We start from the raw sequence: 22,182 nt of genomic DNA on the forward strand, positions 1-22,182 counted from the left end.
ACGGTCAGACGAGTGCGTCGAGAGCGAACGCGACCCCGGCGGCACGCTCGCTCGCGGTCCAGAGCCGGGCCGCCTCGGTCCGGTCGTGGGCCCTGGGTTCGGCGGCGACGACGGCCGCTGGGCCCCGGAGCTGCATCCAGCCCGACGGACCCCAGTACTCCCCCGAGCGGACGTCCTGCCCCACCGCCGCGTGCACCAGTGGGTCGGCGCCGACGTCCTTGCCCTGCGCGTACAGACGCTGCGCCGGACGCGTCCACGCCGGCTCCGACCGCGACGCGGCGATGTCCAGACGGTCCGGTGCGAGGACGTCGAGCGAGAACCCCGGGTGGGCGACGACGCTCGCCACCGACGAGCCGGCGTCCGCCAGCCGTTGGGCCAGCTCGAAGCCGAACAGCATCACCGCGAGCTTGCTCCGCCCGTACTGCCGGTAGCTGGAGTAGCGGCCGACCCCGAGCGGGTCGGCACGGTCCAGACGCGCCCAGCGGTGCGCGATCGACCCGAGGTGGACGACCCGGCCCCCGCGCGCCTCGAGCAACGGCAGGGTCGATGCCGTCCACGCGAAGTGACCGAGGTGGTTGGTGCCGATCTGCAGCTCGGTGTCCTGCGGCGTCGTCTGCATCGTGCCGGAGCCGACCACGCCGGCGTTGTTGACGATCGCGTCCACGCCGTCGGGCTCCAGCCGCGCGAGATTGGCCGCGCCCGCGCGGACGCTGTCCAGGTCGGCGAGGTCGAGGTGCAGCTGCCCGAGGTCGGCGTCCGGGACATGACGGCGGATGCTCCGCTCGGCCGCCGCGGCGCGGGTCTCGTTGCGCGTCGCGAGCACCACCCGGTGCCCCGCTGCGGCGAGCTGCTCGGCCGCGAAGTAGCCGAGCCCAGCGCTCGCGCCCGTCACGACGACGGTGCGTCGCACTGCGGCGCGCGGCCCGTCGGTCGTGCCGGCGTCAGCTGACATGCCCGGCCGCCTCCATCTGGCGGAGCGCCTTCTTGAGGTCCTGCACCTCGTCGCGCAGCCGGGCGGCGAGCTCGAACTTCAGCTCGGCAGCGGCCTGCAACATCTGGTCGTTGAGGTCCCCGATCGTCGCCTCGAGCTGGGTCGCGCCCTCGCCCGCGATGCCGCCACGGCGCAGGTTCGGGGTCGGCGACCGACGTCCGTCCGCGCCGGAACGACCTTCGAGCAGGGCCTTCGTGTCGTCGTTCTCGCGCGCCAGGACCTCGGTGATGTCCGCGATCTTCTTCCGCAGCGGCTGTGGGTCGATGCCACGCTCGAGGTTGTAGGCGACCTGCTTCTCGCGGCGGCGATCGGTCTCCTCGATCGCCTGCTTCATCGAATCGGTCATCTTGTCGGCGTACATCAGCACCTGGCCCGACACGTTGCGGGCGGCACGACCGATCGTCTGGATGAGCGACGTCGACGAGCGGAGGAAGCCCTCCTTGTCGGCGTCGAGGATCGCGACCAGCGACACCTCGGGCAGGTCGAGGCCCTCGCGCAGCAGGTTGATGCCGACCAGCACGTCGTAGACGCCCTGGCGCAACTCGGTGAGGAGCTCGACACGCTTGAGCGTGTCGACGTCGGAGTGCAGGTAGCGCACCCGGACGCCCGCGTTGCCGAGGAAGTCGGTGAGCTCCTCCGCCATCCGCTTCGTCAGGGTGGTCACGAGCACGCGTTCGTCCTTGTCGACGCGCTGCTTGATCTCCTCGAGCAGGTCGTCGATCTGACCGTCGCTCGGCTTCACCACGATCTCCGGGTCGATCAGACCGGTCGGTCGGATGATCTGCTCGACGACGCTGTCCGTGACGCCGAGTTCGTACCGGCCCGGGGTCGCCGACAGGTAGACCTTCTGTCCGGCGCGCTCGAGGAACTCCTCCCACGTGAGCGGACGGTTGTCGAGCGCGCTCGGCAGGCGGAAGCCGTGTTCGACGAGCGTGCGCTTCCGCGATGCGTCCCCCTCGTACATCGCGCCGATCTGCGGCACGGTGACGTGCGACTCGTCGATCACGATCAGGAAGTCGTCCGGGAAGAAGTCGAGCAGGCAGTGCGGAGCTTCGCCGGCGGCGCGGGCGTCCATGTGCCGCGAGTAGTTCTCGATGCCGGAGCAGAAGCCGATCTGCTCCATCATCTCGATGTCGAACGTGGTGCGCATCCGGAGACGCTGCGCCTCGAGCAGCTTGCCCTGGCCCTCGAGCTCGGCGAGCCGCTCGGCCAGTTCTTCCTTGATCGTGCCGATCGCGCGGTGCATGACGTCGGTGTCGGCGACGTAGTGCGACGCCGGGAAGATCGACACCGCCGGCATGTCCTCGATGACGTTGCCGGTGAGCGGGTGCAGGTAGGACAGCGCCTCGACCTCGTCGCCGAACATCTCGATGCGGATCGCGTGCTCTTCGTACATCGGGATGATCTCGAGCGTGTCGCCACGGACTCGGAACGTGCCACGCGCGAAGTCGACGTCGTTGCGCTGGTACTGCATCGCGACGAACTTGCGGACGAGCTGGTCGCGCGGGATCGTCTGGCCGACGTGCAGCGCGACCGAGGCGTTCATGTACTGCTCCGGCGTCCCGAGGCCGTAGATGCAGGAGACGGTCGAGACCACCACGACGTCGCGACGACTGAGCAACGAGTTCGTCGTCGAGTGCCGGAGCCGCTCGACCTCCGCGTTGACCGAGGAGTCCTTCTCGATGAAGGTGTCCGTCTGCGGGACGTACGCCTCGGGCTGGTAGTAGTCGTAGTAGGACACGAAGTACTCGACGGCGTTGTTCGGCAGCAGACTGCGGAACTCGTTGGCGAGCTGGGCCGCGAGCGTCTTGTTGTGCGCCAGCACGAGCGTGGGACGCTGCACCTGCTCGATGAGCCAGGCGGTGGTCGCGGACTTGCCGGTACCGGTGGCACCGAGGAGCACCACGTCGGTCTCACCGGCGTTGATGCGGCCCGCGAGTTCGGCGATCGCCGCGGGCTGGTCACCGCTCGGCGAGTACTCGCTGATGACCTCGAACGGGCGGACCGCGCGCGTGGGCTCGATTGACACTGCCATGCCGTCAACGGTAGTCGGGACCCCTGACACCGGAGCGGTCCACTCGCCCACGGCGTATCGTCCGCCCCAAGGATGCTCAGAGACAGCTGATAAGGACCGCGCTTAGCCTCTGATCCGTTCAGTGACCCGACACACCCTCACTCCTGAAGAGGCCCCATGACGACGGCGACCCCCGCCGCATCGACGAAGGGCACCCCGTTCCGCGGACGCATCCGCGGGCGCGTGCTCCTGCTCCTGTGCTGCATGTACGCGATCTCCTACATCGACCGCACGAACATCTCCACCGCGCTCCCCCACATCACCGAGGACTTCGGCTTCAACGAGACGACCGCCGGCCTCATCGTCTCCGCCTTCGCGTTGCCGTACGCCCTGCTCCAGGTCTTCGGCGGCACCATCGCCGAGAAGTTCGGCCCGCGGAAGGCCCTCTTCGTCATCACCGTCCTGTGGGGCGTCGCCACCCTGTGGACCGGGTTCTCGGTCGGGTTCTGGACGCTCTTCGCCGCCCGCGCGCTGCTCGGGCTCAGTGAGGCCGCAGCGTTCCCGGCGGCCACGCAGGCGATGAGCCGGTGGATCCCCCGCGACCGCAACGGCTTCGCGCAGGGGGTCGTGCACTCCGCCGCCCGGCTCGGCAACGCCCTCGCACCGCTCCTCGTCGCCTGGGTGATCGGCGCGACCGGGAGCTGGCGCTGGGCCTTCTTCGCCACCGCGGTGCTCTCCATCGCGTGGGCGATCGTCTGGTTCACCTGGTTCCGCGACAAGCCCGAGGACACCGCCGGCATCCACCAGGCCGAGCTGGACGAACTCCCGCCTGCGGAGACCCGAACCACCCGTCCACCGGTCCCGTGGCGCAGGCTTGCCCGTCAGATCCTGCCGGTGACCTTCGTCGACTTCGGGTACGGCTGGGTGCTCTGGGTGTTCCTCACCTGGATCCCGACCTTCCTCAGCAGCACCTACGGCCTGCCGATCAGTCAGTTCGCGCTCTTCACCACCCTCGTCCTGCTCGCCGGTGTCGTCGGGGACACCGTCGGCGGCATGCTCAGCGACCGGGTCATCCACCGCGGCGGCGACACGCGGAACGCCCGGCGCACCGTCCTCGTCATCGGCCTCGGCGGATCACTCGTCTGCCTCGTGCCGCTCGTCATCGGGCAGGGCCTGGTCGTGGCGACGATCTCGCTGGCCCTGTCGTTCTTCTTCCTCGAACTCTGCAACGCCAACCTGTGGGCGATCCCGATGGACGTCGCGCCCCAGTGGTCGGGCACCGCGTCCGGCTTCATGAACACCGGCTTCGGCATCGCGGGGGTGATCTCACCGATCGTGTTCGGGGCACTCATCGACGCATCCGGGTGGCAGCTGCCGTTCGCGCTCTCGTGCGCCCTGCTCGCCGCAGCTGCGGTGGTCGCCTGGTGCATGAAGCCGCAGCGTCTGACGATGACCGACGGTGTCCTCGAGGTCGGGATCCCGAAGGCGGAACAGCATCCCTCCTGACCGGCGGGCGACCGCGGTCGCCGTCGGGCGGGGCAGCGCCCCGACACGCCCGCCCGGTCACCACGGGCTCGCTCACCCGCCCCGAGTCCGACGGGAGGCACGGGTGCAGCCGGCCCCGCGCCTCCCGTCCCGTCCGGCCCGGCCGGTCGGCGTCGCGACTAGCGAGCCCGCGGCTCCCCCTGGGCCGCACCGACGGGCCCGGCGGTCCCGCGCTCCCGTCTCCGCGACCGGGCCTGCCGCTGCTCGCGTGACGCGAGGGACGGCCGCCCCGTGAGCGGCACGCTCAGCGGAGTCCACCGGAACAGCTCCGTGACGGCCACGGACAGCCCGAGCACCAGGACGTACGTCACCAGCGTGAGCCACGGCTTCGGCACCACCTGCTCGAGCCAGCTGTCGCCGTACAACAGGATCCAGATCATGAACGGGTGGCTGAGGAAGATGCCGAAGGACCGGTCGGAGCCGTAGTCGACGAACCGCGCGAGCGGACTGCCCGGCCGACGGCGGTCCGCCCACCGCACCCCGACCGCCAGGAACCCGACGAAGACCGCCCCGCTCCAGATCACCTGGACCGGCTGCAGGGGCGTCCCCGCGGCGTAGAGCGACTGCCCGAGGCCGACCTGCAGGGCCCAGACCCCCAGCGTGAGCGCTCCGATCCCGGCGGAGCCCCAGAGCACGGCGTTCCGGTGTACCCGGATGAACCGTAGGAAGGCATCGGCGTGGTCGGCGGCGATCGCGCCGGACACGATGAAGAACACGTACGAGAAGAAGAACTGCTTCTGGTACCCGTGCAGCCAGGCATCGCTCGCCGGGAAGTACTTGTACCCGGCGAAGACCACGAGCTGCACCGACAGCGAGACGACGAGGGTGGCCAGGTGGTGTCCCCGGGTCCGTCGGACGAGCCAGACGATCGCCGGGAGCAACAGGTACACCTGCATCGTCACGAGCAGGAAGTACAGGTGGTACCACGACGTGCCCGTGACGATCCCTCCGGCGACGCTGCGCACCAGGTCCGGAACGTCACCGCGCCGGCTGTCGCTGAGCAACCACGACGAGCCGACGTAGACGAACGACCACGCCAGGTACGGCACCCCGACGAGGAGGAAGCGCTTCGGCCAGAACTGGGCCATCGGGCGGGGGCGCAGGGTGTAGCTGTACACGAGCACGAAGGCCGTCAGCGAGAAGAACACCAGTCGGGTGAAGTGCAGCAGCCCGAGCAAGGCGTTCAGCGGGACGTCGTCGGAGGCCACGGTGTGGCTCGTCGTGTGCACGCCGATGACGCACGCGAACGTGAGGATCCGGAGGACGTCGACCTCGTACAGGTGCCGTGCTCCGCCCTCGGCGGTCCGGGTCGGCGTCTGCGCCTGGTCGCCACTCACGACTGTGCTGCCATGGATCGCACCTTCGCGCGCTGGACCTTGCCGGTCGCGGCGCGAGGCAGGTCGGGCACGACGACGATCTCGACGGGGCGCCGGAACCGGGTGAGACGTTCTTCCGCACGGGCGGTGAGGTCGGTTACGAGCCTGCCGACGTCGGTCGGTTCGTCCGAGCGTGCGATCACGTACGCGACCGGGACGGCGCCGAGCACGTCGTGCGGGCGCCCCACGACGACGACCTCGAGCACGCGATCGTCCCCGAGCAGGACGTCCTCGACCTCGGACGGGTACACCTTCTCGCCGCCGCGGTTGATGACGTCGTCGGACCGGCCGGCGAGCGACACCCAACCGTCCGCGGAGACCGAGCCCAGGTCACCGGTGCTCAGCCAGCCGTCCTCGTCGAACCGTTCGCCGGCGCGGCCGCCCAGGTAGCGCCGCACGACACCCTCACCGCGGATCCACAGCGCGCCGACCACACCGGGCCCCACCACCGCACCGTCGTCACCACGGACCTGCACCTCGGTCCCGACGGGGACTCCGACGGAGCCGGGACGCGCCGGGGTCCCGAGTGGTGTCGCGGTGATCTGCGACGCGCCCTCCGTCATGCCCCAACTGACGACGAGGGGGACGTCGCCGAGGGCCTGCCGCAACGGGTCGGGTAGCGGCGCCGAGGCGCTGCGCACGAACCGCAGGCCGTGCGGGAAGTCGAGCGGACCAGTCTTCGCGAGGACGGCAAGGATCGCCGGGACCGCGTTGAGCCAGGTGATCCCCCGATCTGCGAGCAGCTCCCAGAACCCGGTCCGGCGGAAGCGCCGGTCGACCACCAGGGTCGCGCCCGAGACGAGGGACGCGAGCAACCCGACGACCTCGGCGTTGACGTGGAACAGCGGCAGCGAGTTGAACCCACGGTCCGCCGGCGTCAGACGGTTGTGCCGAGCAACCGCCCGGGCGACGAAGAGCAGTTGCGATTCGGGCAGCTCGACACCCTTCGGCGTGCCCGTCGAACCGGACGTGAAGAGCACGACCGACCCCTCTCCAGGCGCGTCCGGACCCGCACCGGGCAGGTCGCCGTCGCGGAGGTGTGCCGGCAGACGGACGTCCGCCGGGAGGAACGTGGCCGCGTCGATCCTGCTGGCGGGGGCTCCGGGGAGGGTTGCGTCCACGTCGCGGTCCGACACCACGATCGACGCGCCGCCGACGAGGCCGGCGAGACGGCCGGGTTCACCGGCGGGTTGCCCGGTGTCGACGGGGACCGCGCGACGTCCGGAGGCGAGGGCAGCGAGGTACACGACGGCGAACGCGAGCGGGTCGCCGAGGTCGACGAGCACGGCCCCGGACGGGGCGATGCCGATCCCGTCGAACGCGTCAGCCCACGCGGACACCGCCCGCTCCAGCGCGCCGTAGGTCAGCACACGGTCGCTGCGCGCGTCCTCGAGGTAGTGACGCCCGGAGTCCTCCGCCGCGCACGCACGGATGATCGAGCGCAGGTCGGGTCCTTCACCGGCTCGCTGCACGGCCCCAGCGTATTGCGCGACCCTATGACGTGACCGAGGCTCGTGGCCTGACTCAGGGGCGCGAGGGGAACCGGTGCAGGAGCCACTGCCAGAGCGCCAGCATCCGGGGTGTGCCGTCCGGACCGAGCGGCGTCGAGTCCTTGATGATCCTGGAGTGCGACTGCCCGGGCGTCCCGACCCGGATGTCCGTCAGGATCGCGTGGGGGTCGGCGTCCGTGCCCGGCGGAGCGGTGTCGGTGCGGAACGGACCGGAAGCACCATCGAGGCCCATCACCGACCAGGAGCCACGGATCCGGGCACCGAACACGTCACGGACGTCGTCGATCGCGTACATGCGGCTCACCGGTGTGCGCCCCGGCCGGTCCATCCAGGCGGCGTGCACAGCCCCGAACGACTCCACGGGCGACGAGAACATCAGCGCCCCCTGCACGGACCTGATGTGCGCGATGTAGGCGGCCTCACCACCACCCTGCGAGTGCCCGGCGACGACGACGTCGTTCCAGGCGACGTCCTGGTCGTCGCGGACGAACCGCCCCCAACCGCCGTTCGGGTCGTGGTCCTCGAGGTACGCGATCGCGTCGCGGAGCCGGGAGACGATCGACCCGGACGGTCGGACCGAGCTGAACTCCGAGGGTCGGCTGCCGTCGAACCGGTTCCGCTGCACCGCTCCGTAGCACTGCGGGTCGGCCTGACACGTGCCGGTCAGGGTCTTGCCGAGGTTCCAGTAGTCGAGCCCGAGCACGTGGTACCCGTCCTGCAGCGCAGTCCCGAGGAAGCGCTGGTAGTCCGCCGGCTTCGCACGGGTCGCCGGCAGGAAGAGCAGGAGCGGCCCGTCTGCGTTCGTGCGGGCAGCGAAGTCGTCCCGGTTCGGCTCGAGTCGCTGGCCGTTGATCGTCCCGAGTCGGAAGCGGTGCAGCGCTCCCTCCGGGCCGTGCTGGTCACCGTGCGGCCGATCGGCAGCGGACACCCGTCCGTGCTGCTCGACACGTTCCGCTCCGAGGACGTTCGCTGCGACGAGGGACGCACCCCCGATCGCCACGAGGACCACGACCGCCAGGGCCACGACCGAGCGGTGCTTCATCGGACGACACGGTCCCAGACGTCGTCCGCCGACCGGAGGGTCTCCTCGAGCGTCCCGGTGGCGTCAACCACGTGGTCCGCCAGTGCCAGACGGTCGGCATCGCTCGCCTGTGCACCCACCCGACGCTCGGCCTCGTCGCGGGCCATCCCACGGTGCTCCACGAGCCGTTCGACCCGTTGAGCGGCCGGAGCGTCGACGACGACCACGGCGTCGAACCGCAGCGGTCGACTCCCCCGTGCCTCGGCGAGCAGCGGGACGTCGTAGACCACGACGGCGTCCGGGTCGGCGGCCTCGGCCGCGTCGAACGCCGCCTGCGCAAGCCGCCAGACCTCCGGGTGGGTGATGCCCTCGAGGTCCTTGCGGGCCGCCGCGTCGGCGAACACGATCGCGCCGAGCGCCGGCCGGTCGAGCGACCCGTCGGCGGCGATCACACCGGGACCGAAGCGCTCCACGACCTGCGCGAGCCCGGGGCTGCCCGGCGCCACCGCTGCACGCGCCAGTCGGTCGGCATCGACCACGACCGCACCGTGCGCCGCCCACCGCTGGGAGACCGTCGACTTGCCCGCGGCGATGCCGCCCGTGAGACCGATGATGCGCACCGGGACAGCGTAGCGAGCAGACCCCCCGAACGGCCGGAAGCCCGGCACCCCTTCGCAGGAGTGCCGGGCTTCCGGTCGCGGTGAGCCGCTCGATCAGTTGGTCGAGCTGAGCTTCTCGCGGAGCGCGGCGAGCGACGCGTCGTCGGCGAGGGTGCCCTGACCCTGACCGTTCGACTCGGCCGCGAACGTCGACGACGAGGAAGCGCTGGCCGGGAGGTCGAAGCCACCCTGCGCCTCGTCGGCGATGGTCTTCGCGACCTGCGCCTTGTGGGCCTCCCAACGCGCCTGGGCGGCCGCGTACTGGCCCTCCCACTCGGTGCGCTGGGTGTCGTAGCCCTCGAGCCACTCGTTCGTCTCCGGGTCGAAGCCGTCCGGGTACTTGTAGTCGCCCTTGTCGTCGTACTCCGTCGGCATGCCGTAGAGCGCCGGGTCGAACTCGGTGCCCTCCGGGTCGACGCCCTCGTTGGCCTGCTTGAGGCTGAGGGAGATACGGCGACGGTCGAGGTCGATGTCGATGATCTTGACGAAGACCTCGTCGTTGACCGACACGACCTGCTCGGCGAGCTCGACGTGCTTGTTCGAGAGCTCCGAGATGTGCACGAGGCCCTCGATGCCGTCGGCGACGCGGACGAAGGCACCGAACGGCACAAGCTTCGTGACCTTGCCCGGTGCGATCTGGCCGATCGCGTGGGTGCGGGCGAAGACCTGCCACGGGTCCTCCTGCGTGGCCTTGAGCGAGAGCGACACGCGCTCGCGGTCCAGGTCCACCTCGAGGATCTCGACGGTGACTTCCTGACCGACCTCGACGACCTCGCTGGCGTGCTCGATGTGCTTCCAGCTGAGCTCGGAGACGTGGACGAGACCGTCGACGCCGCCGAGGTCGACGAACGCACCGAAGTTGACGATCGACGACACGATGCCCTTGCGGACCTGGCCCTTGTGGAGGTTGTTGAGGAAGGTGGTGCGCGACTCGGACTGCGTCTGCTCGAGCAGTGCACGGCGCGAGAGGACCACGTTGTTGCGGTTCTTGTCGAGCTCGAGGATCTTCGCCTCGAGCTCCTGGCCGAGGTACGGCGTGAGGTCGCGGACGCGGCGCAGCTCGATGAGCGAGGCCGGGAGGAAGCCACGGAGGCCGATGTCGACGATCAGACCGCCCTTGACGACCTCGATGACCGTGCCGGTCACGACGCCGTCGGACTCCTTGATCTTCTCGACGTCGCCCCACGCACGCTCGTACTGCGCACGCTTCTTCGACAGGATGAGGCGACCTTCCTTGTCCTCCTTCTGGAGGACCAGGGCCTCGACCTCGTCGCCGACCTCGACGACCTCGTTGGGGTCGACGTCGTGCTTGATCGAGAGTTCGCGCGAGGGGATGACACCCTCGGTCTTGTAACCGACGTCGAGGAGGACCTCGTCGCGGTCGATCTTCACGACGGTGCCGGAGATGAGGTCTCCGTCGTTGAAGAACTTCAGGGTCTTCTCGACCTCGGCCAGGAAGTCATCAGCCGAGCCGATGTCGTTGATGGCGACCTGCTTGGGAGCCTTGGTCGTGGTGGTTGTCATGTAGAGATTGCTCCGAACGGACATGAGTCGGGCCCTGACGGCGAGGGAGCGACCCCCTGGTCCGCACCGGATGCCGATGCGAGCCGTCATGGCGATTTGTTGGATGGTGCGGATGCACCGTGGCGCAGGATGCGCCGCACAAGTCTAACCACTCGCAGCGAAGCCCCACAACCGGGCGTGTCGCCCGGTCGTGGGGCTCCGGCTTCAGTCGAGGAGCGCGGTCCGGAGTGTGTCGAGGCCGATGCTGCCGAGCGCGAGCGCCCGGTGGTGGAACGCCTTCAGGTCGAACGCCGAGCCCTCACGAGCGGCGACCTCGTCCCGGATCGACTCCCAGACGCGCTGACCGACCTTGTACGACGGCGCCTGTCCCGGCCACCCGAAGTACCGGGCGACCTCGAACTGCACGAACGCGTCGGACATGTTCACGTTCTCGCGCATGAAGTCGAGCGCGTACTCCCACGTCCAGGCGCCGCCGTCGGGGTTCGTCTTCTGCAGGTGCACCCCGATGTCGAGCACCACACGGGCGGCACGCATCCGCTGGCCGTCGAGCATCCCGAGGCGGTCCCCGTCGTCGTCGAGGAACCCGAGCTGCTCCATCAACCGCTCGGCGTAGAGCGCCCAGCCCTCGACGTGCCCGGAGGACCCGGACAGCTGCCGACGCCAGGTGTTCAGCTCGCCGCGGTTGTAGACGCCCTGGCTGATCTGCAGGTGGTGGCCCGGAACGCCCTCGTGGTAGACCGTCGTCTTCTCCCGCCAGGTGCCGAACTCGGTGACGCCCTGCGGCACGGACCACCACATGCGGCCGGCACGCGAGAAGTCGTCGGACGGACCGGTGTAGTAGATCCCGCCCTCCTGCGTGGGGGCGATCCGGCACTCCAGGCGCTTGATCGGGTCCGCGATGTCGAAGTACTTGCCGTCCATCGCGCGGATGGACTCGTCGCTCGTCTCCTGCATCCAGCGCTGCAGCGCGTCGGTGCCGTGCAGCACGCGGGCCGGATCGGTGTCGAGGACCTCGATGGCGCGCGCAACGCTCGCGCCGGACTCGATGCGGTCGGCGATGCGCTCCTGCTCCTCGCGCATCCGGGCGAGCTCCTCGATCCCCCACTCGTAGGTCTCGTCGAGGTCGACGACGGCGCCGAGGAACCGACGGGAGTGCAGCTCGTACGCCTCGCGCCCGACGGCGTCGACGGGCGTGGCGAGCGGCAGCAGTTCGTGCTCGAGGAACTGGCCGAACGAGCGGTACGCGGCCGCGGCGACCTCGGCCCCGCGGGCCAGCTCGGCACGCAGCGAGTCCGGCACCGAGCCGTCGCCGTCGAACGCGGCGCCGTCGACGAGCTGCCGGAACACGCCGTCCTCGGCACCGTTGCGGGCGGCCTGCTCGGCGATGAGCGCGACCTGCCGCTTCGCCGGCGTGACGTCCTCGCGCGTGCCCTCGAGCAGGGTCTCGCGGATGCCCTCGAGCGCGTCCGGCAGCGCGTGCAGTCGGCTCGCGATGTCCTGCCAGTCCGACTCGGTGCCGGTCGGCATGAGGTCGAGGATCTCCCGCACGGACTGTGCCGGGCTCGCGATCACGTTGAGGTCGCGCAGGTGGAGCTTGCGGTCGAAGGACTCCTGGACGAGGTCGAGCTCGGCGCCGAGGTCGGCCTTGGTCACGCGGTCCACGGCGTCCACGGCGTCGGCTGCGTCGAGTGCGCGCTTCGCGGCCCGGGCGGCGGCGGCCATCGCGGCGGCACCGGCGGGCGAGGTGTCGCCGTACTCCCCGGTGCGGCCGTCGACGCCGATGTAGGTGGCGACGGTGGGGTCGAGGTCGACGAGGGTGGTCACCCAGTCCTCGGCGACACGGTCGACGGCGGACGGTTGGCGGACAGGACGGTCATCGGTCATGCTCCCGACCCTATCGAGGACCGCCGACGGGTCCGCGACCCGGCCACGGACGGACTGGAGGCACGGTGCCAGCCGACACCGTGCCTCCAGTCCGACGAGCGGTCACGCGTCAGTGCGCCGCGGCCTCCCAGTTCGGGCCGACGCCGACGGACACGTCGAGCGGGACCGTCAGGTCCGCCGCCGCGCCCATGCGGGTCCGCAGGATCTCCTCGACGCGCTCCTGCTCGCCGGGCGCGACCTCGAGGATGAGCTCGTCGTGCACCTGCAGCAGCAGGTGCGACGCGAGTCCGCCGTCCCGCAGGTCCGCCGCGACGCCGAGCATCGCGATCTTCATGATGTCCGCCGCCGAGCCCTGGATCGGCGCGTTCAGGGCCGCGCGTTCGGCGTTCTCGCGGAGCACCCGGTTCGGGCTCTTCAGGTCCGGGAAGGGACGCCGACGGCCGAAGATCGTCTCGGTGTAGCCGTCCTCGCGCGCCTGCTCGACGACGCCGCGCAGGTAGTCACGGACGGCGCCGAATCGGGCGAAGTACTCGTTCATCAGCGTCCGCGCCTCGGACTGCTCGATGCGCAGCTGCTTCGACAGCCCGAACGGGCTGAGGCCGTAGGCGAGGCCGTACGACATCGCCTTGACCTTCGTGCGCATCTCCGGCGTCACGTCGGCCGGCTCGACGGAGAACACCCGCGCGCCGACGAAGCGGTGCAGGTCCTCGCCCTCGTTGAACGCCTGGATCAGTCCGGGGTCGCCGGAGAGGTGCGCCATGATCCGCATCTCGATCTGCGAGTAGTCGGCGGTGATCAGGGTCGTGTACGGCTCCGCCACGGCGAAGGCCGAGCGGACCCGGCGACCGACCGCGGTCTTCACGGGGATGTTCTGCAGGTTCGGGTCGGTCGAGGAGATGCGGCCGGTGCTGCTGCCGGTCTGCTCGTACCGGGTGTGGATGCGTCCGTCGACGATCGCCGCGTCGAGGGTGTCGACGATCTGCCGGAGCTTCGTGGCGTCACGGTGCTGCAGCAGCAGGCCGAGGAACGGGTGCGGGTGCTGCTCCTGCAGGTCCGCCAGGCTCGCGGCGTCCGTCGAGAACCCGGTCTTGGTCTTGCGGGTCTTCGGCATCGCGAGCTCGGTGAACAGCACCTCCTGCAGCTGCTTCGGCGAACCGAGGTTGACCTCGTGCCCGATCTCGGCGAACGCCTGCTGCGCCAGTTCGGCCGCGCGCTCCCCGAGCTCGTGCGACAGGTCGGTCAGCACCGGCCGGTCGATCGCGACGCCCGTGGTCTCCATGCCGGCGAGCACCGGCACCAGCGGCAGCTCGATGTCGTCGAGCACCGTGAGCGACGAGGCGTCGATGCGGGCGCGCAGTGCCGTGGTGACGCGGAGGACGAACCACGCGTGCACGCCGACGTTCACCGGGTCGGTCTCCGGGACGAGCTGGTTCGGGTCGGCCGTCGGCAGCTCCTCGCCGAGCTCCTGGTAGACGAGGTCGCTCAGCGGCTGCCCCTGCTTGCCGGGCTGGGCGAGCCACCCCATGATGCGGGCGTCGCCCGCGATGCCGTTCACCTCGAAGCCGACGGCGGCGAGCGTCTTGATCGCGGCCTTGGCGTCGTGGAAGTGCTTCGGCGCGTCGGACGCGAACCACGCGGACAGTTGCTCGTAGTCCTTCGCGCCGCTGCCGCCGGGCACGAGCACGGCGTCGTCGTGCGTGGCGATGCCGATCGCGCTGAGCCGACCGTCGATGACCTCGACCGCGACGCCGTAGCCGTTCGCCGCCTCGGTGGCGTTGCGGCGCTCCAGCCAGTAGCCGAGCTCCTCGTCGATGAGGGTCTTGACGGGCGGCGGGGTCGGCGCACCGCTGTCCACCGTGCCCTCGGCCGCGGTGGCCTCGGACGGCTCGCCCGAACCGGCGACCTTGAACACGCGGTCGAGCAGCGTGCGGAACTGCAGCTTCGCGAAGAGGTCCCGGACGGCCTGCTCGTCGAGCGGACGGAGTGCGACGTCGGCGGGACCGACGGGCAGCTCGACGTCGTTCACGAGCCGGTTCAGCTTCCGGTTCCGGATCGCCCGGTCCTTCTGCTCGCGCAGGTTGTTGCCGACGACGCCCTTGATCTCGTCGGCGTGCTCGAGGACCCCGTCGAGGGAGCCGTAGGCGGTGATCCACTTGACCGCGGTCTTCTCGCCGACCTTGTCGATGCCGATCAGGTTGTCGCTGGTCTCCCCCACCAGCGCCGCGATGTCGGGGTACTGGTGCGGTTCGATCCCGTACCGCTCGTGCACCTTGTCCCGGTCGTAGCGGGTCAGTTCGGACACACCGCGCACCGACGGGTAGAGCAGCGTGACGTCGTCGTTCACGAGCTGGATGGAGTCACGGTCACCGGAGACCACGTACACCTGGTAGCCCTGCTCGGACCCCTGGCGGGCGAAGGTGGCGAGGATGTCGTCGGCCTCGTAGTCCTCCTTCGTGACGGTCGTGATGCCCATCGCCTCGAGCGCCTGCTGCAGGAGCGGGATCTGGCCCTTGAACTCCGGCGGCGTCTCGGAGCGGGTGCCCTTGTAGTCCTCGTACTCACGGGTGCGGAACGAGAACCGGGAGATGTCGAACGCGACGGCGAGGTGGGTCGGCTTCTCGCGCTGGAGGAGCATGAGCAGCATCGAGATGAAGCCGTGGATGGCGTTCGTGTGCTGACCTTCACGGTTCACGAAACTGTCGACCGGCAGCGCGTAGAAGGCCCGGAAGGCGAGCGAGTGGCCGTCGATGACCATGAGGGTAGGCTTTGCGGAGTCCGACACCCGGACAGCCTACCGACGCCATCCGACACGGGAGTCCGCGAGCGTGACCGACGAAGCCACCACCACCGGGACCGTCGACGGGCGGCTCGCAGACCGCGGCATGGGCGAGCTCGCCGAGAAGATGGGCATGGTCATCACGGAGCTCTCCGCCGAGCGGGCCGTGGGCACCATCCCCGTCGAGGGCAACCGGCAGCCGGTCGGACTCCTGCACGGCGGCGCCTACGTCGTCCTCGCCGAGAGCCTGGGCTCGATGGCCGCGAACGTCCATGCCGGACCCGGCCGGTACGCCGTCGGCATCGAGCTGAACGCCTCGCACTCCCGGAGCGCCACGAGCGGCACGGTGACCGGCACCTGCACCGCACTGCACCTCGGGAACACCCTCACCACGCACGAGATCGTCCTCACCGACGACCAGGGGCGACGCTGCTCCACGGTGCGCATCACGAACATGATCCGCGAGGCCCGCTGAACCCTCGCGCCGACCCAGGGAGTCCGCCGTGGACTGGAAGATCGAACTCGTCATGGTCCCCGTCAGCGACGTCGACCGCTCCCGCGAGTTCTACGAACGCATCGGCTTCACGATCGACCACGACCAGCGCGTCTCCGACGACGTCCGGTTCGTCCAGGCCACACCGCCCCGGTCGGCGTGCTCGATCGCGTTCGGCCAGGGCATCATGTCGCCCGACGTCCGCCCCGGTTCGTTGAAGTCGATCCAGGTCGTCGTGCCCGACGCCGACGCGGCACTGGCGCACCTGCAGGGCCTCGGCGTGCACGCCGTCGGCGTCGACGAGATGGCCTGGGGCCGCTTCGTCTTCTTCACCGACCCGGACGAGAACGCCTGGACGCTCCAGCAGCTGCCCCGACGCGGGTGACGACCGGCGCGGTTCAGTCCTCCGGCGGGCGCTGCAGCAGCAGTCGGGCGTCGCCGAAGCCGAGCCGCCGGTACAGCGTCTCGCCGTCGACGCTCGAGTGCACCGACGTCCGCTCGACGCCGAGTTCGTCGGCAACCTCGAGCAGCGCCGTCACCAGCCGCTTCGCGACACCCTGGCCCCGCAGGTCCGGGTGGACGTAGACGGTCTGCACGTCGGCCGTCAGACGTCGTCCCGGCCGGTCCGGCGTCGGCGGGCGCGCGACGAGGCCGAGCCACGCCATCCCGAGCACACGGTCGCCGCGCTGCGCGACGACGCACCGGTGCGTCTCGGGGTGCGCCGCGGCGAACGCCGTCATCGCGTCGCGGTACGCCTCCGGCGTCGTCGCGGGCGTCACGCCGCCCTCGACGACGCTCCACCGCCATCGCAGATCGGCCACCGCCGGCATGTCGTCGGGCCTGGAGGCACGGATCACCACGTCGTCCACCCGCCCAGTCAAGCAGGTGGTCGCGCCCGGAACGCGAGAGCGCCGCCGGAAACGAGGTCCGACGGCGCTCCGGGAGCGACGGTGCGTCGACTACTTCTTGGCGCTGAGCTGCTCGATGATCGCCTTCGCGACGTCGTGCATCGTGAGACGACGGTCCATCGAGGCCTTCTGGATCCAGCGGAACGCCTCGGGCTCGGTGAGGCCCATCTTCTCGTTCAGCAGGCCCTTGGCGCGGTCGACCAGTTTGCGGGTCTCGAAGCGCTCGACGAGGTCGGCGACCTCGGCCTCGAGCGTGATGATCTGCTGGTGGCGCGAGAGGGCGATCTCGATCGCGGGCAGCAGGTCGTTCGGGGTGAACGGCTTCACGACGTAGGCCAGCGCGCCGGCCTCGGTCGCACGCTCGACGAGGTCCTTCTGGCTGAACGCCGTGAGGAGGACCACCGGAGCGATGTGGTTCTTGGAGAGCTTCTCGGCCGCGGAGATGCCGTCGAGCTGCGGCATCTTGACGTCCATCACCACGAGGTCGGGACGCAGGTCGGTCGCGAGCTGCACGGCGGTCTCGCCGTCACCCGCCTCACCGACGACGTCGAACCCGTTGTCGCGGAGGATCTCCACGATGTCGAGACGGATGAGCGACTCGTCCTCAGCGACGACGACGCGACGGGGTGCTGTTGCAGTTGCTTCTGAGTCACTCACGACATGCAGCCTACTAGTACGAGTGGCGGGACTCGAACCCGCACGCCGTGAGGCAGAGCATTTTGAGTGCCCCGTGTCTACCATTCCACCACACTCGCGAGACCACCAGGCTACAGGAGCCGGGACGCCGTGACGCTCACACCGGGGCGAGCGGGACGTGCGTGCCCTCGGGCAGCTCGACGCCGATCCGGTCGCCGCCGCGCACCCTGCCACCCGCGACGACGACGCTCATCACGCCGCCCTTCCGCTCGACGGTGCCGTCGTCCGCGCGACCCGTGACCGCGCGGAGGAGCCCCGGCTCGAAGTCGTTGATCTGCTGGCAGGGGTTGCGGAGCCCGGTCACGCGGACGACCGCGTCGTCGCCGAGGCGCAGCAGCGTGCCCTCCGGCAGCCCGAGCAGGTCGACGCCGCGGGTGGTGACGTTCTCCCCCATCGCCCCGGGCGTGACGTCGAAGCCGTTCTGCGCGACCTCGTCGAAGACCTCGGCGTGCAGCAGGTGCACCTGCCGGAGGTTCGGCTGGGACGGATCACGGGCGACGCGGGAGCGGTGCTGCACGGTGGTGCCTGCGTGGGCGTCGCCCTCGATGCCCCAACCCGCGACCAGCACGATCTCGTCGACGACCGGTTTGCTGAAGCGGTGTGCGGCGTCGCGGCTGACGGACACCACCCGCGCCTGGTCCTGTGCACCGTCGGTCATGCTCCGACGCTACCGAGGAGCTGCGCTCTGCACCAGGGGCGGGAGCGCGACGGCCGACCCGGGCGGGGGTGCGATGGTGTGCGGGGGTGCGGCCGGCAGTCGCAGCACGAAGACCGCACCACCGAGCTCGCCCGTCTCCCCGTACGCGAGCGTCCCGCCGTGCGCGACGGCGATCCCGCGCGCGATCGGCAGCCCGAGCCCTGCGCCGCCGGTCCGTGCGTCGCGGGCGTCCCCGAGCCGGACGAGTCGGTCGAACACCCGTTCGCGGTCGGCCGGGGCGATCCCGGGACCGTCGTCCTCGATTGCGAGCACCGGACCGGCGGTCGACGACGTGAGTCCGATCCGGACGGTGCCGTCCGTGCCGGTCGCCCGTGCAGCGTTGTCGACGAGGTTCCCGACGACCTGCGCGAGGCGGTCGGGGTCGACGTCCGCCGCGACGGGCGCGTCGGGTACCTCCACCCGGATCGTCGTCAGCGGCAGACGGAGCCGGAGGCGGTCGACCTCGGTCTCGAGCCACGGGACGAGGTCGGTCGGCCGCCGCTCGAGCGCGATCCCCCGGTCGAGCCGGGCCATGGTGAGCATGTCGTCGACGAGTCGCGCTGCCCGGTCGGCCTGCCGGACGACGTGCACGGCGAGGACCTCGCGGGTGGCCGGGTCGTCGTCCCCGTTCCGGACGAGCGTGTCCGCCGCAGCCCGGACGCCGGCGACGGGCGTCCGGAGCTCGTGAGCGGCGTCGGAGAGGAAGGCTCGGACCCGTTCCTCGGCGGCCACCGCCTGCGCCTCCGCGCCCTCCACGGCGTCGAGCATCTCGTCGAAGGCCGTCGCGACGCGGCCGATCTCGGTGTCGGTGCGGGCGGGGCGCAGGCGTCGGCCACGGTCACCGTCGGCGATGGAGCGAGCGGCGACGGTCATCTCGTCGAGGGGTCGGAGGGACCGCCGGACGACGAGCACCACCCCGACCACGGCGACACCGAGGAAGGCTGCCGAGGCGCCGCCCATCACCCAGCCGAGCTGCGTCAGGGTCTCCTGCACGTCCCGGGTGCCGGCGGTGAGGGTGATCCGGGTGCCGTCGGCGAGGTCGGATCGCAGGGTCAGCACGCCGTCGTCCTCGTGCGCGGACGACGACGTGATCCGCACACCCGCCGCGGTGCCCGTGGACGGTGTGGACGTCCCGCTGCCACCGGTCGTGCCGCTGGAGCGCGAGGAGGTCGAGCCGTCGGCGGGGACGGGCGCCGGCAGTCCCTTCGGGTCGGGCGGTCCGGCGCGGAGCTGGTCAGGACTCGGGCCGGCTTCGACCGCGGCGCCGTCCGGTTGCACGATGCGCACCGAGAGCCCCTGGGCGGACAGGCGGTCGGCCAGGTCGTCGGCGTCGAGGACCCCGACGAGCGCGGCGGCGGCGGACGCCCGGTCTCGGAGTCGGTCCTCGACCTGCGCACGCAACCGGACACCGAGCACGGCCTCGACCGCGATCACCAGCCCGGTCAGCAGCACGGCGAGCAGCACGAGGATCGCGACCACGGTCCGGAGCCGCAGCGACGTCGTGCGGAGCCGGCCGTCCGCCGCCCTCACGCGGCGCCCCGGTCGAGGTCGAGCCGGTAGCCCAGCCCCCGGACGGTGTGCACGAGCCGCGGTCCGTGGGCCTCCATCTTGCGGCGCAGGGCGCTGAGGTGCACCTCGACGAGGTTCGGTGCGACGTCGTCGTAGCCCCACACCTGCGTCGTGATCTGCCCCTTCGACACCGTCCGCCCGCGACTCTCGGCGAGGAACCGGAGCAGTCGGAACTCGGTCGCGGTCAGGTCGAGCAGGGCTCCGGCGCGGCGAGCCGTGGCGGCCTCGGGGTCGAGCACGAGGTCGCCGACCTCGATCACGGAGGGGACCCGACCGCGCCGTCGGAGCACCGCAGTGACGCGCGCGACGAGCTCGGCCATCGCGAACGGCTTCACGACGTAGTCGTCGACACCCTCGGCGAAGCCACGCAACCGGTCGTCGAGCTCGTCCCGCGCGGTCATCATCACCACCGACGCGTCGGAGCGGGACCGGACCCGGGCGGCCAGCAGGATCCCGCTCGGCCCGGGCAGCATCCAGTCGAGGAGGACGAGGTCCGGGGCGGCCCGGTCGATGTCGTCGACGAGGGACCGGCCGTCGGCGGACTCGGCGACGAGGAACCCCTCGGCGCGGAGCGTCGTCCCGACGGCGGCGCGGAGGGCGTCGTCGTCCTCGACCACCAGGATGCGTGCTGCAGCGTTCACGGCGGACACCGTAGGTCGGCTCCACCCGCACCGAGCATGGAGCCGCCTGGAGAACCCCTGTGCTTCAGTTCTGCTTCAGATTCGAGCTCGAGCGTCGTCCTCGTCGGCGGACCGCCCCGGTCCCCCGACTCGACGAACGGAGACACCATGCACGACGAACGACAGGACACGCGGCGACGGACCCTCCGGCGGGTGGGCATCGGCTCCGCCGCCGCGGCGGCGCTGCTCCTCGGCGGGCTCGGCGTGACCGCGGCCGTCGCGGACGGCAGCGGCACCGCGACCCCGGCGGCGGCACCGTCCGGTGCACCCAGTGGCGCGCCGAGCGCGGCACCGGCGGCCCCCGGTGGCGACGGGACGGCAGCGCCGACCCCACCCGGAGGCGAGAAGGCAGCGCCGGCGCCGGGCTGCGTGGCGATGCCGGACGGGAAGGCGCCGACCCCGCCGAAGGACGGGACGGCACCCACCCCACCCAAGGACGGGACGGCACCCACCCCGCCGAAGGACGGGAAGGCACCCACCCCGCCGAAGGACGGGACAGCACCCACCCCGCCCAAGGACGGCACGACGCCGTCCCCGGCACCCACCTCGGGTTCCTGACGCACGGAGCGCCCGCTGCGGGAGGCGCGGACCGTCGGCCGACCGGTCGACGCGAGCCGTGCCTCCCGGCCCGCAGTCAGGGACGCCCGAGCGCCTCGATCGCCGCCACGAGACCCGCGCGTCGCGGCGACCGCCGCGGCAGCACCGCCAGCAGCGCACGCAACACCTGCTCGTCCGCACCGCCGTCCGCGGTCCGCGCCCACGCCTGCAGGGCGTCGGCGCCGCCGTCGGCGACGAGTGCCTCGCGGAACCGCACGCGCACCCGGTCACGCAGGTCGTCGACGCCCGGCGACGCCGACCCCGGCAGCACCGGTCCGGTGTACCCGTTGACGGCCTGGAGGCGCGCCCCGCGTTCGAGCGCGGACAGCACCGTGTCGACGTCGGTCCGGACCCCGTCGAGGCGGTACGGCCGCGAGCTCACCGTCGCGCCCGGCGCGTGCTGCGCGAGGACCCGCCGCAGCCGGACCACCTCGGCCCGCAGGGTCGTCACCGCGCGGCGGTCGCCGTAGACGGCGGCCGCGAGGTCCTCGGCCGCGAGCCCGCCCGGCGTCGACGCCAGCACCGCCGTGATCTCGGAGTGCCGCTCGGACAGCTGCACCGCGTGCTCCCCCGTGCGGAGCGTCGCCGTGTCCGACCCGAGCAGCACCAGCTCGGTGGCCGGCAGCGCGCGGCCGACCGGACGCCGCGGGGCGCGCAGCGCGGCCAGGGCGACCTCGGCCTCGGCGGCCGCAGCGGTCGCGGTGAGCAACGGCAGGGTGTGCCGCTCGACCGCGCGGTCGTCGCCCGTGATGTCGAGCGCGCCGACCACCGTCCCGGCGGCGTCGCGGAGCGGGACCGCCGTGCACGAGAAGGACTTCACCGCGTTCGCGTAGTGCTCGTCCGACCGGATCTGCACGCCCTGTCCCAGCCGGAGAGCTGTCCCCGGGGCGCTCGTGCCGGCGCGGTCCTCCGCCCAGTCCGCCCCGGCGACGAAGCCCATCCCCTCGGCGGCACGTCGCGCACTGGTCGCACCGTCCACCCAGACGAGCCGGCCCGAGGCGTCGGTCACGGCCACGACGCACCCGGCGGCACGGACGTCGTCGAGCAGCAGCTTGCGGACGACCGGCAGCGCGGTCCCGAGGGGACCCTGCCGACGCAGGGACTCGAGCTCGTCGGCGTCGAGTGCGAGCTCCGGGACGCCGTCCGGGTCGACGCGGGCGGACCGCTGCCACGACTCGGCGACGAGCGGGCGGAGCGTCCGGGGTGCGCGCATGCGTCCTCCGTCCGGGTCCGCCCGCCGC

At 71.3% G+C, this 22,182-nt stretch carries 19 protein-coding genes and 1 tRNA gene; 4 read left to right on the forward strand and 16 right to left on the reverse strand.

Annotation, left to right across the window (positions count from 1 at the left end; translation table 11 throughout):
• Nucleotides 1-4: 4 nt before the first annotated feature.
• Together ACRQ4B_RS11940 and uvrB are read right to left on the reverse strand one after the other, a co-directional pair.
• Nucleotides 5-952, reverse strand: coding sequence for an SDR family NAD(P)-dependent oxidoreductase (locus ACRQ4B_RS11940; protein ID WP_439691652.1), 948 nt, complete (start codon nt 950-952; stop codon nt 5-7).
• Nucleotides 942-3,014 carry an excinuclease ABC subunit UvrB gene (uvrB, locus tag ACRQ4B_RS11945; protein ID WP_439694385.1) on the reverse strand — a complete coding sequence of 691 codons (2,073 nt, stop codon included), beginning with the start codon at nt 3,012-3,014 and terminating at the stop codon, nt 942-944. The genes ACRQ4B_RS11940 and uvrB overlap by 11 nt, the downstream gene beginning before the upstream one ends.
• Nucleotides 3,015-3,182: 168 nt before the next feature.
• Between uvrB and ACRQ4B_RS11950 the strand changes: the two genes are divergently transcribed.
• Nucleotides 3,183-4,511 (forward strand): MFS transporter, encoded by a 1,329-nt coding sequence (locus ACRQ4B_RS11950; RefSeq protein WP_439691653.1) that lies wholly within the window; start codon nt 3,183-3,185, stop codon nt 4,509-4,511.
• Between the two features lie 158 nt (nt 4,512-4,669).
• On the opposite strand, the gene ACRQ4B_RS11955 is transcribed toward ACRQ4B_RS11950, so the two are convergent.
• From ACRQ4B_RS11955 to polA, 7 genes are all read right to left on the reverse strand, one after another.
• Nucleotides 4,670-5,887 carry an acyltransferase gene (locus ACRQ4B_RS11955; protein WP_439691654.1) on the reverse strand — a complete coding sequence of 406 codons (1,218 nt, stop codon included), beginning with the start codon at nt 5,885-5,887 and terminating at the stop codon, nt 4,670-4,672.
• A complete protein-coding gene (locus tag ACRQ4B_RS11960) occupies nt 5,884-7,398 on the reverse strand; it encodes an AMP-binding protein (protein ID WP_439691655.1) in 1,515 nt (504 codons plus the stop codon). The genes ACRQ4B_RS11955 and ACRQ4B_RS11960 overlap by 4 nt, the downstream gene beginning before the upstream one ends.
• A 52-nt stretch (nt 7,399-7,450) precedes the next feature.
• Nucleotides 7,451-8,479, reverse strand: coding sequence for a BPSS1187 family protein (locus tag ACRQ4B_RS11965; RefSeq protein WP_439691656.1), 1,029 nt, complete (start codon nt 8,477-8,479; stop codon nt 7,451-7,453).
• Nucleotides 8,476-9,078 (reverse strand): dephospho-CoA kinase, encoded by a 603-nt coding sequence (gene coaE / locus ACRQ4B_RS11970; RefSeq protein ID WP_439691657.1) that lies wholly within the window; start codon nt 9,076-9,078, stop codon nt 8,476-8,478. The genes ACRQ4B_RS11965 and coaE overlap by 4 nt, the downstream gene beginning before the upstream one ends.
• A gap of 93 nt (nt 9,079-9,171) precedes the next feature.
• Nucleotides 9,172-10,641 carry a 30S ribosomal protein S1 gene (gene rpsA, locus ACRQ4B_RS11975; protein WP_439691658.1) on the reverse strand — a complete coding sequence of 490 codons (1,470 nt, stop codon included), beginning with the start codon at nt 10,639-10,641 and terminating at the stop codon, nt 9,172-9,174.
• Nucleotides 10,642-10,845: 204 nt separating this feature from the next.
• A complete protein-coding gene (locus ACRQ4B_RS11980) occupies nt 10,846-12,525 on the reverse strand; it encodes a DUF885 domain-containing protein (RefSeq protein ID WP_439691659.1) in 1,680 nt (559 codons plus the stop codon).
• Between the two features lie 109 nt (nt 12,526-12,634).
• Complete coding sequence (gene polA / locus ACRQ4B_RS11985; RefSeq protein ID WP_439691660.1) at nt 12,635-15,307, reverse strand: DNA polymerase I; 2,673 nt, start codon at nt 15,305-15,307, stop codon at nt 12,635-12,637.
• Between the two features lie 100 nt (nt 15,308-15,407).
• On the opposite strand from polA, the gene ACRQ4B_RS11990 reads away from it, so the two are divergent.
• Both ACRQ4B_RS11990 and ACRQ4B_RS11995 read left to right on the forward strand, forming a co-directional pair.
• Nucleotides 15,408-15,776, forward strand: coding sequence for a PaaI family thioesterase (locus ACRQ4B_RS11990; protein ID WP_439694386.1), 369 nt, complete (start codon nt 15,408-15,410; stop codon nt 15,774-15,776).
• Between the two features lie 28 nt (nt 15,777-15,804).
• Nucleotides 15,805-16,179, forward strand: a complete 375-nt coding sequence (locus ACRQ4B_RS11995) for a VOC family protein (protein WP_439691661.1) — start codon at nt 15,805-15,807, stop codon at nt 16,177-16,179.
• Between the two features lie 13 nt (nt 16,180-16,192).
• Here ACRQ4B_RS11995 and ACRQ4B_RS12000 read toward each other — a convergent pair whose 3' ends face one another.
• From ACRQ4B_RS12000 to ACRQ4B_RS12025, 6 genes are all read right to left on the reverse strand, one after another.
• Nucleotides 16,193-16,663, reverse strand: a complete 471-nt coding sequence (locus tag ACRQ4B_RS12000; protein ID WP_439691662.1) for a GNAT family N-acetyltransferase — start codon at nt 16,661-16,663, stop codon at nt 16,193-16,195.
• Nucleotides 16,664-16,753: 90 nt separating this feature from the next.
• On the reverse strand, nt 16,754-17,359 hold the full coding sequence (locus tag ACRQ4B_RS12005; protein ID WP_096900821.1) for an ANTAR domain-containing response regulator: 606 nt from the start codon (nt 17,357-17,359) through the stop codon (nt 16,754-16,756).
• A gap of 17 nt (nt 17,360-17,376) precedes the next feature.
• Nucleotides 17,377-17,457: transfer RNA gene (locus ACRQ4B_RS12010), tRNA-Leu, on the reverse strand.
• A gap of 38 nt (nt 17,458-17,495) precedes the next feature.
• Complete coding sequence (locus ACRQ4B_RS12015; protein ID WP_439691663.1) at nt 17,496-18,056, reverse strand: MOSC domain-containing protein; 561 nt, start codon at nt 18,054-18,056, stop codon at nt 17,496-17,498.
• Nucleotides 18,057-18,065: 9 nt separating this feature from the next.
• Entirely contained in the window at nt 18,066-19,625 is a 1,560-nt protein-coding gene (locus ACRQ4B_RS12020) for an ATP-binding protein (protein WP_439691664.1), read from the reverse strand.
• Nucleotides 19,622-20,305 (reverse strand): response regulator, encoded by a 684-nt coding sequence (locus ACRQ4B_RS12025; protein WP_439691665.1) that lies wholly within the window; start codon nt 20,303-20,305, stop codon nt 19,622-19,624. Before ACRQ4B_RS12025 ends, ACRQ4B_RS12020 begins: the two co-directional genes overlap by 4 nt.
• A 147-nt stretch (nt 20,306-20,452) precedes the next feature.
• Between ACRQ4B_RS12025 and ACRQ4B_RS12030 the strand changes: the two genes are divergently transcribed.
• Nucleotides 20,453-20,902 (forward strand): hypothetical protein, encoded by a 450-nt coding sequence (locus ACRQ4B_RS12030; RefSeq protein WP_439691666.1) that lies wholly within the window; start codon nt 20,453-20,455, stop codon nt 20,900-20,902.
• Nucleotides 20,903-20,978: 76 nt separating this feature from the next.
• Here the strand turns inward: ACRQ4B_RS12030 and ACRQ4B_RS12035 are convergent, their stop codons facing one another.
• Nucleotides 20,979-22,154, reverse strand: a complete 1,176-nt coding sequence (locus tag ACRQ4B_RS12035) for a GAF domain-containing protein (protein ID WP_439691667.1) — start codon at nt 22,152-22,154, stop codon at nt 20,979-20,981.
• Nucleotides 22,155-22,182 lie beyond the last annotated feature (28 nt).

The sequence above is a fragment of the Curtobacterium sp. SP.BCo genome, from assembly GCF_051903265.1.
In the GTDB taxonomy this organism is placed as follows: Bacteria; Actinomycetota; Actinomycetes; order Actinomycetales; family Microbacteriaceae; genus Curtobacterium.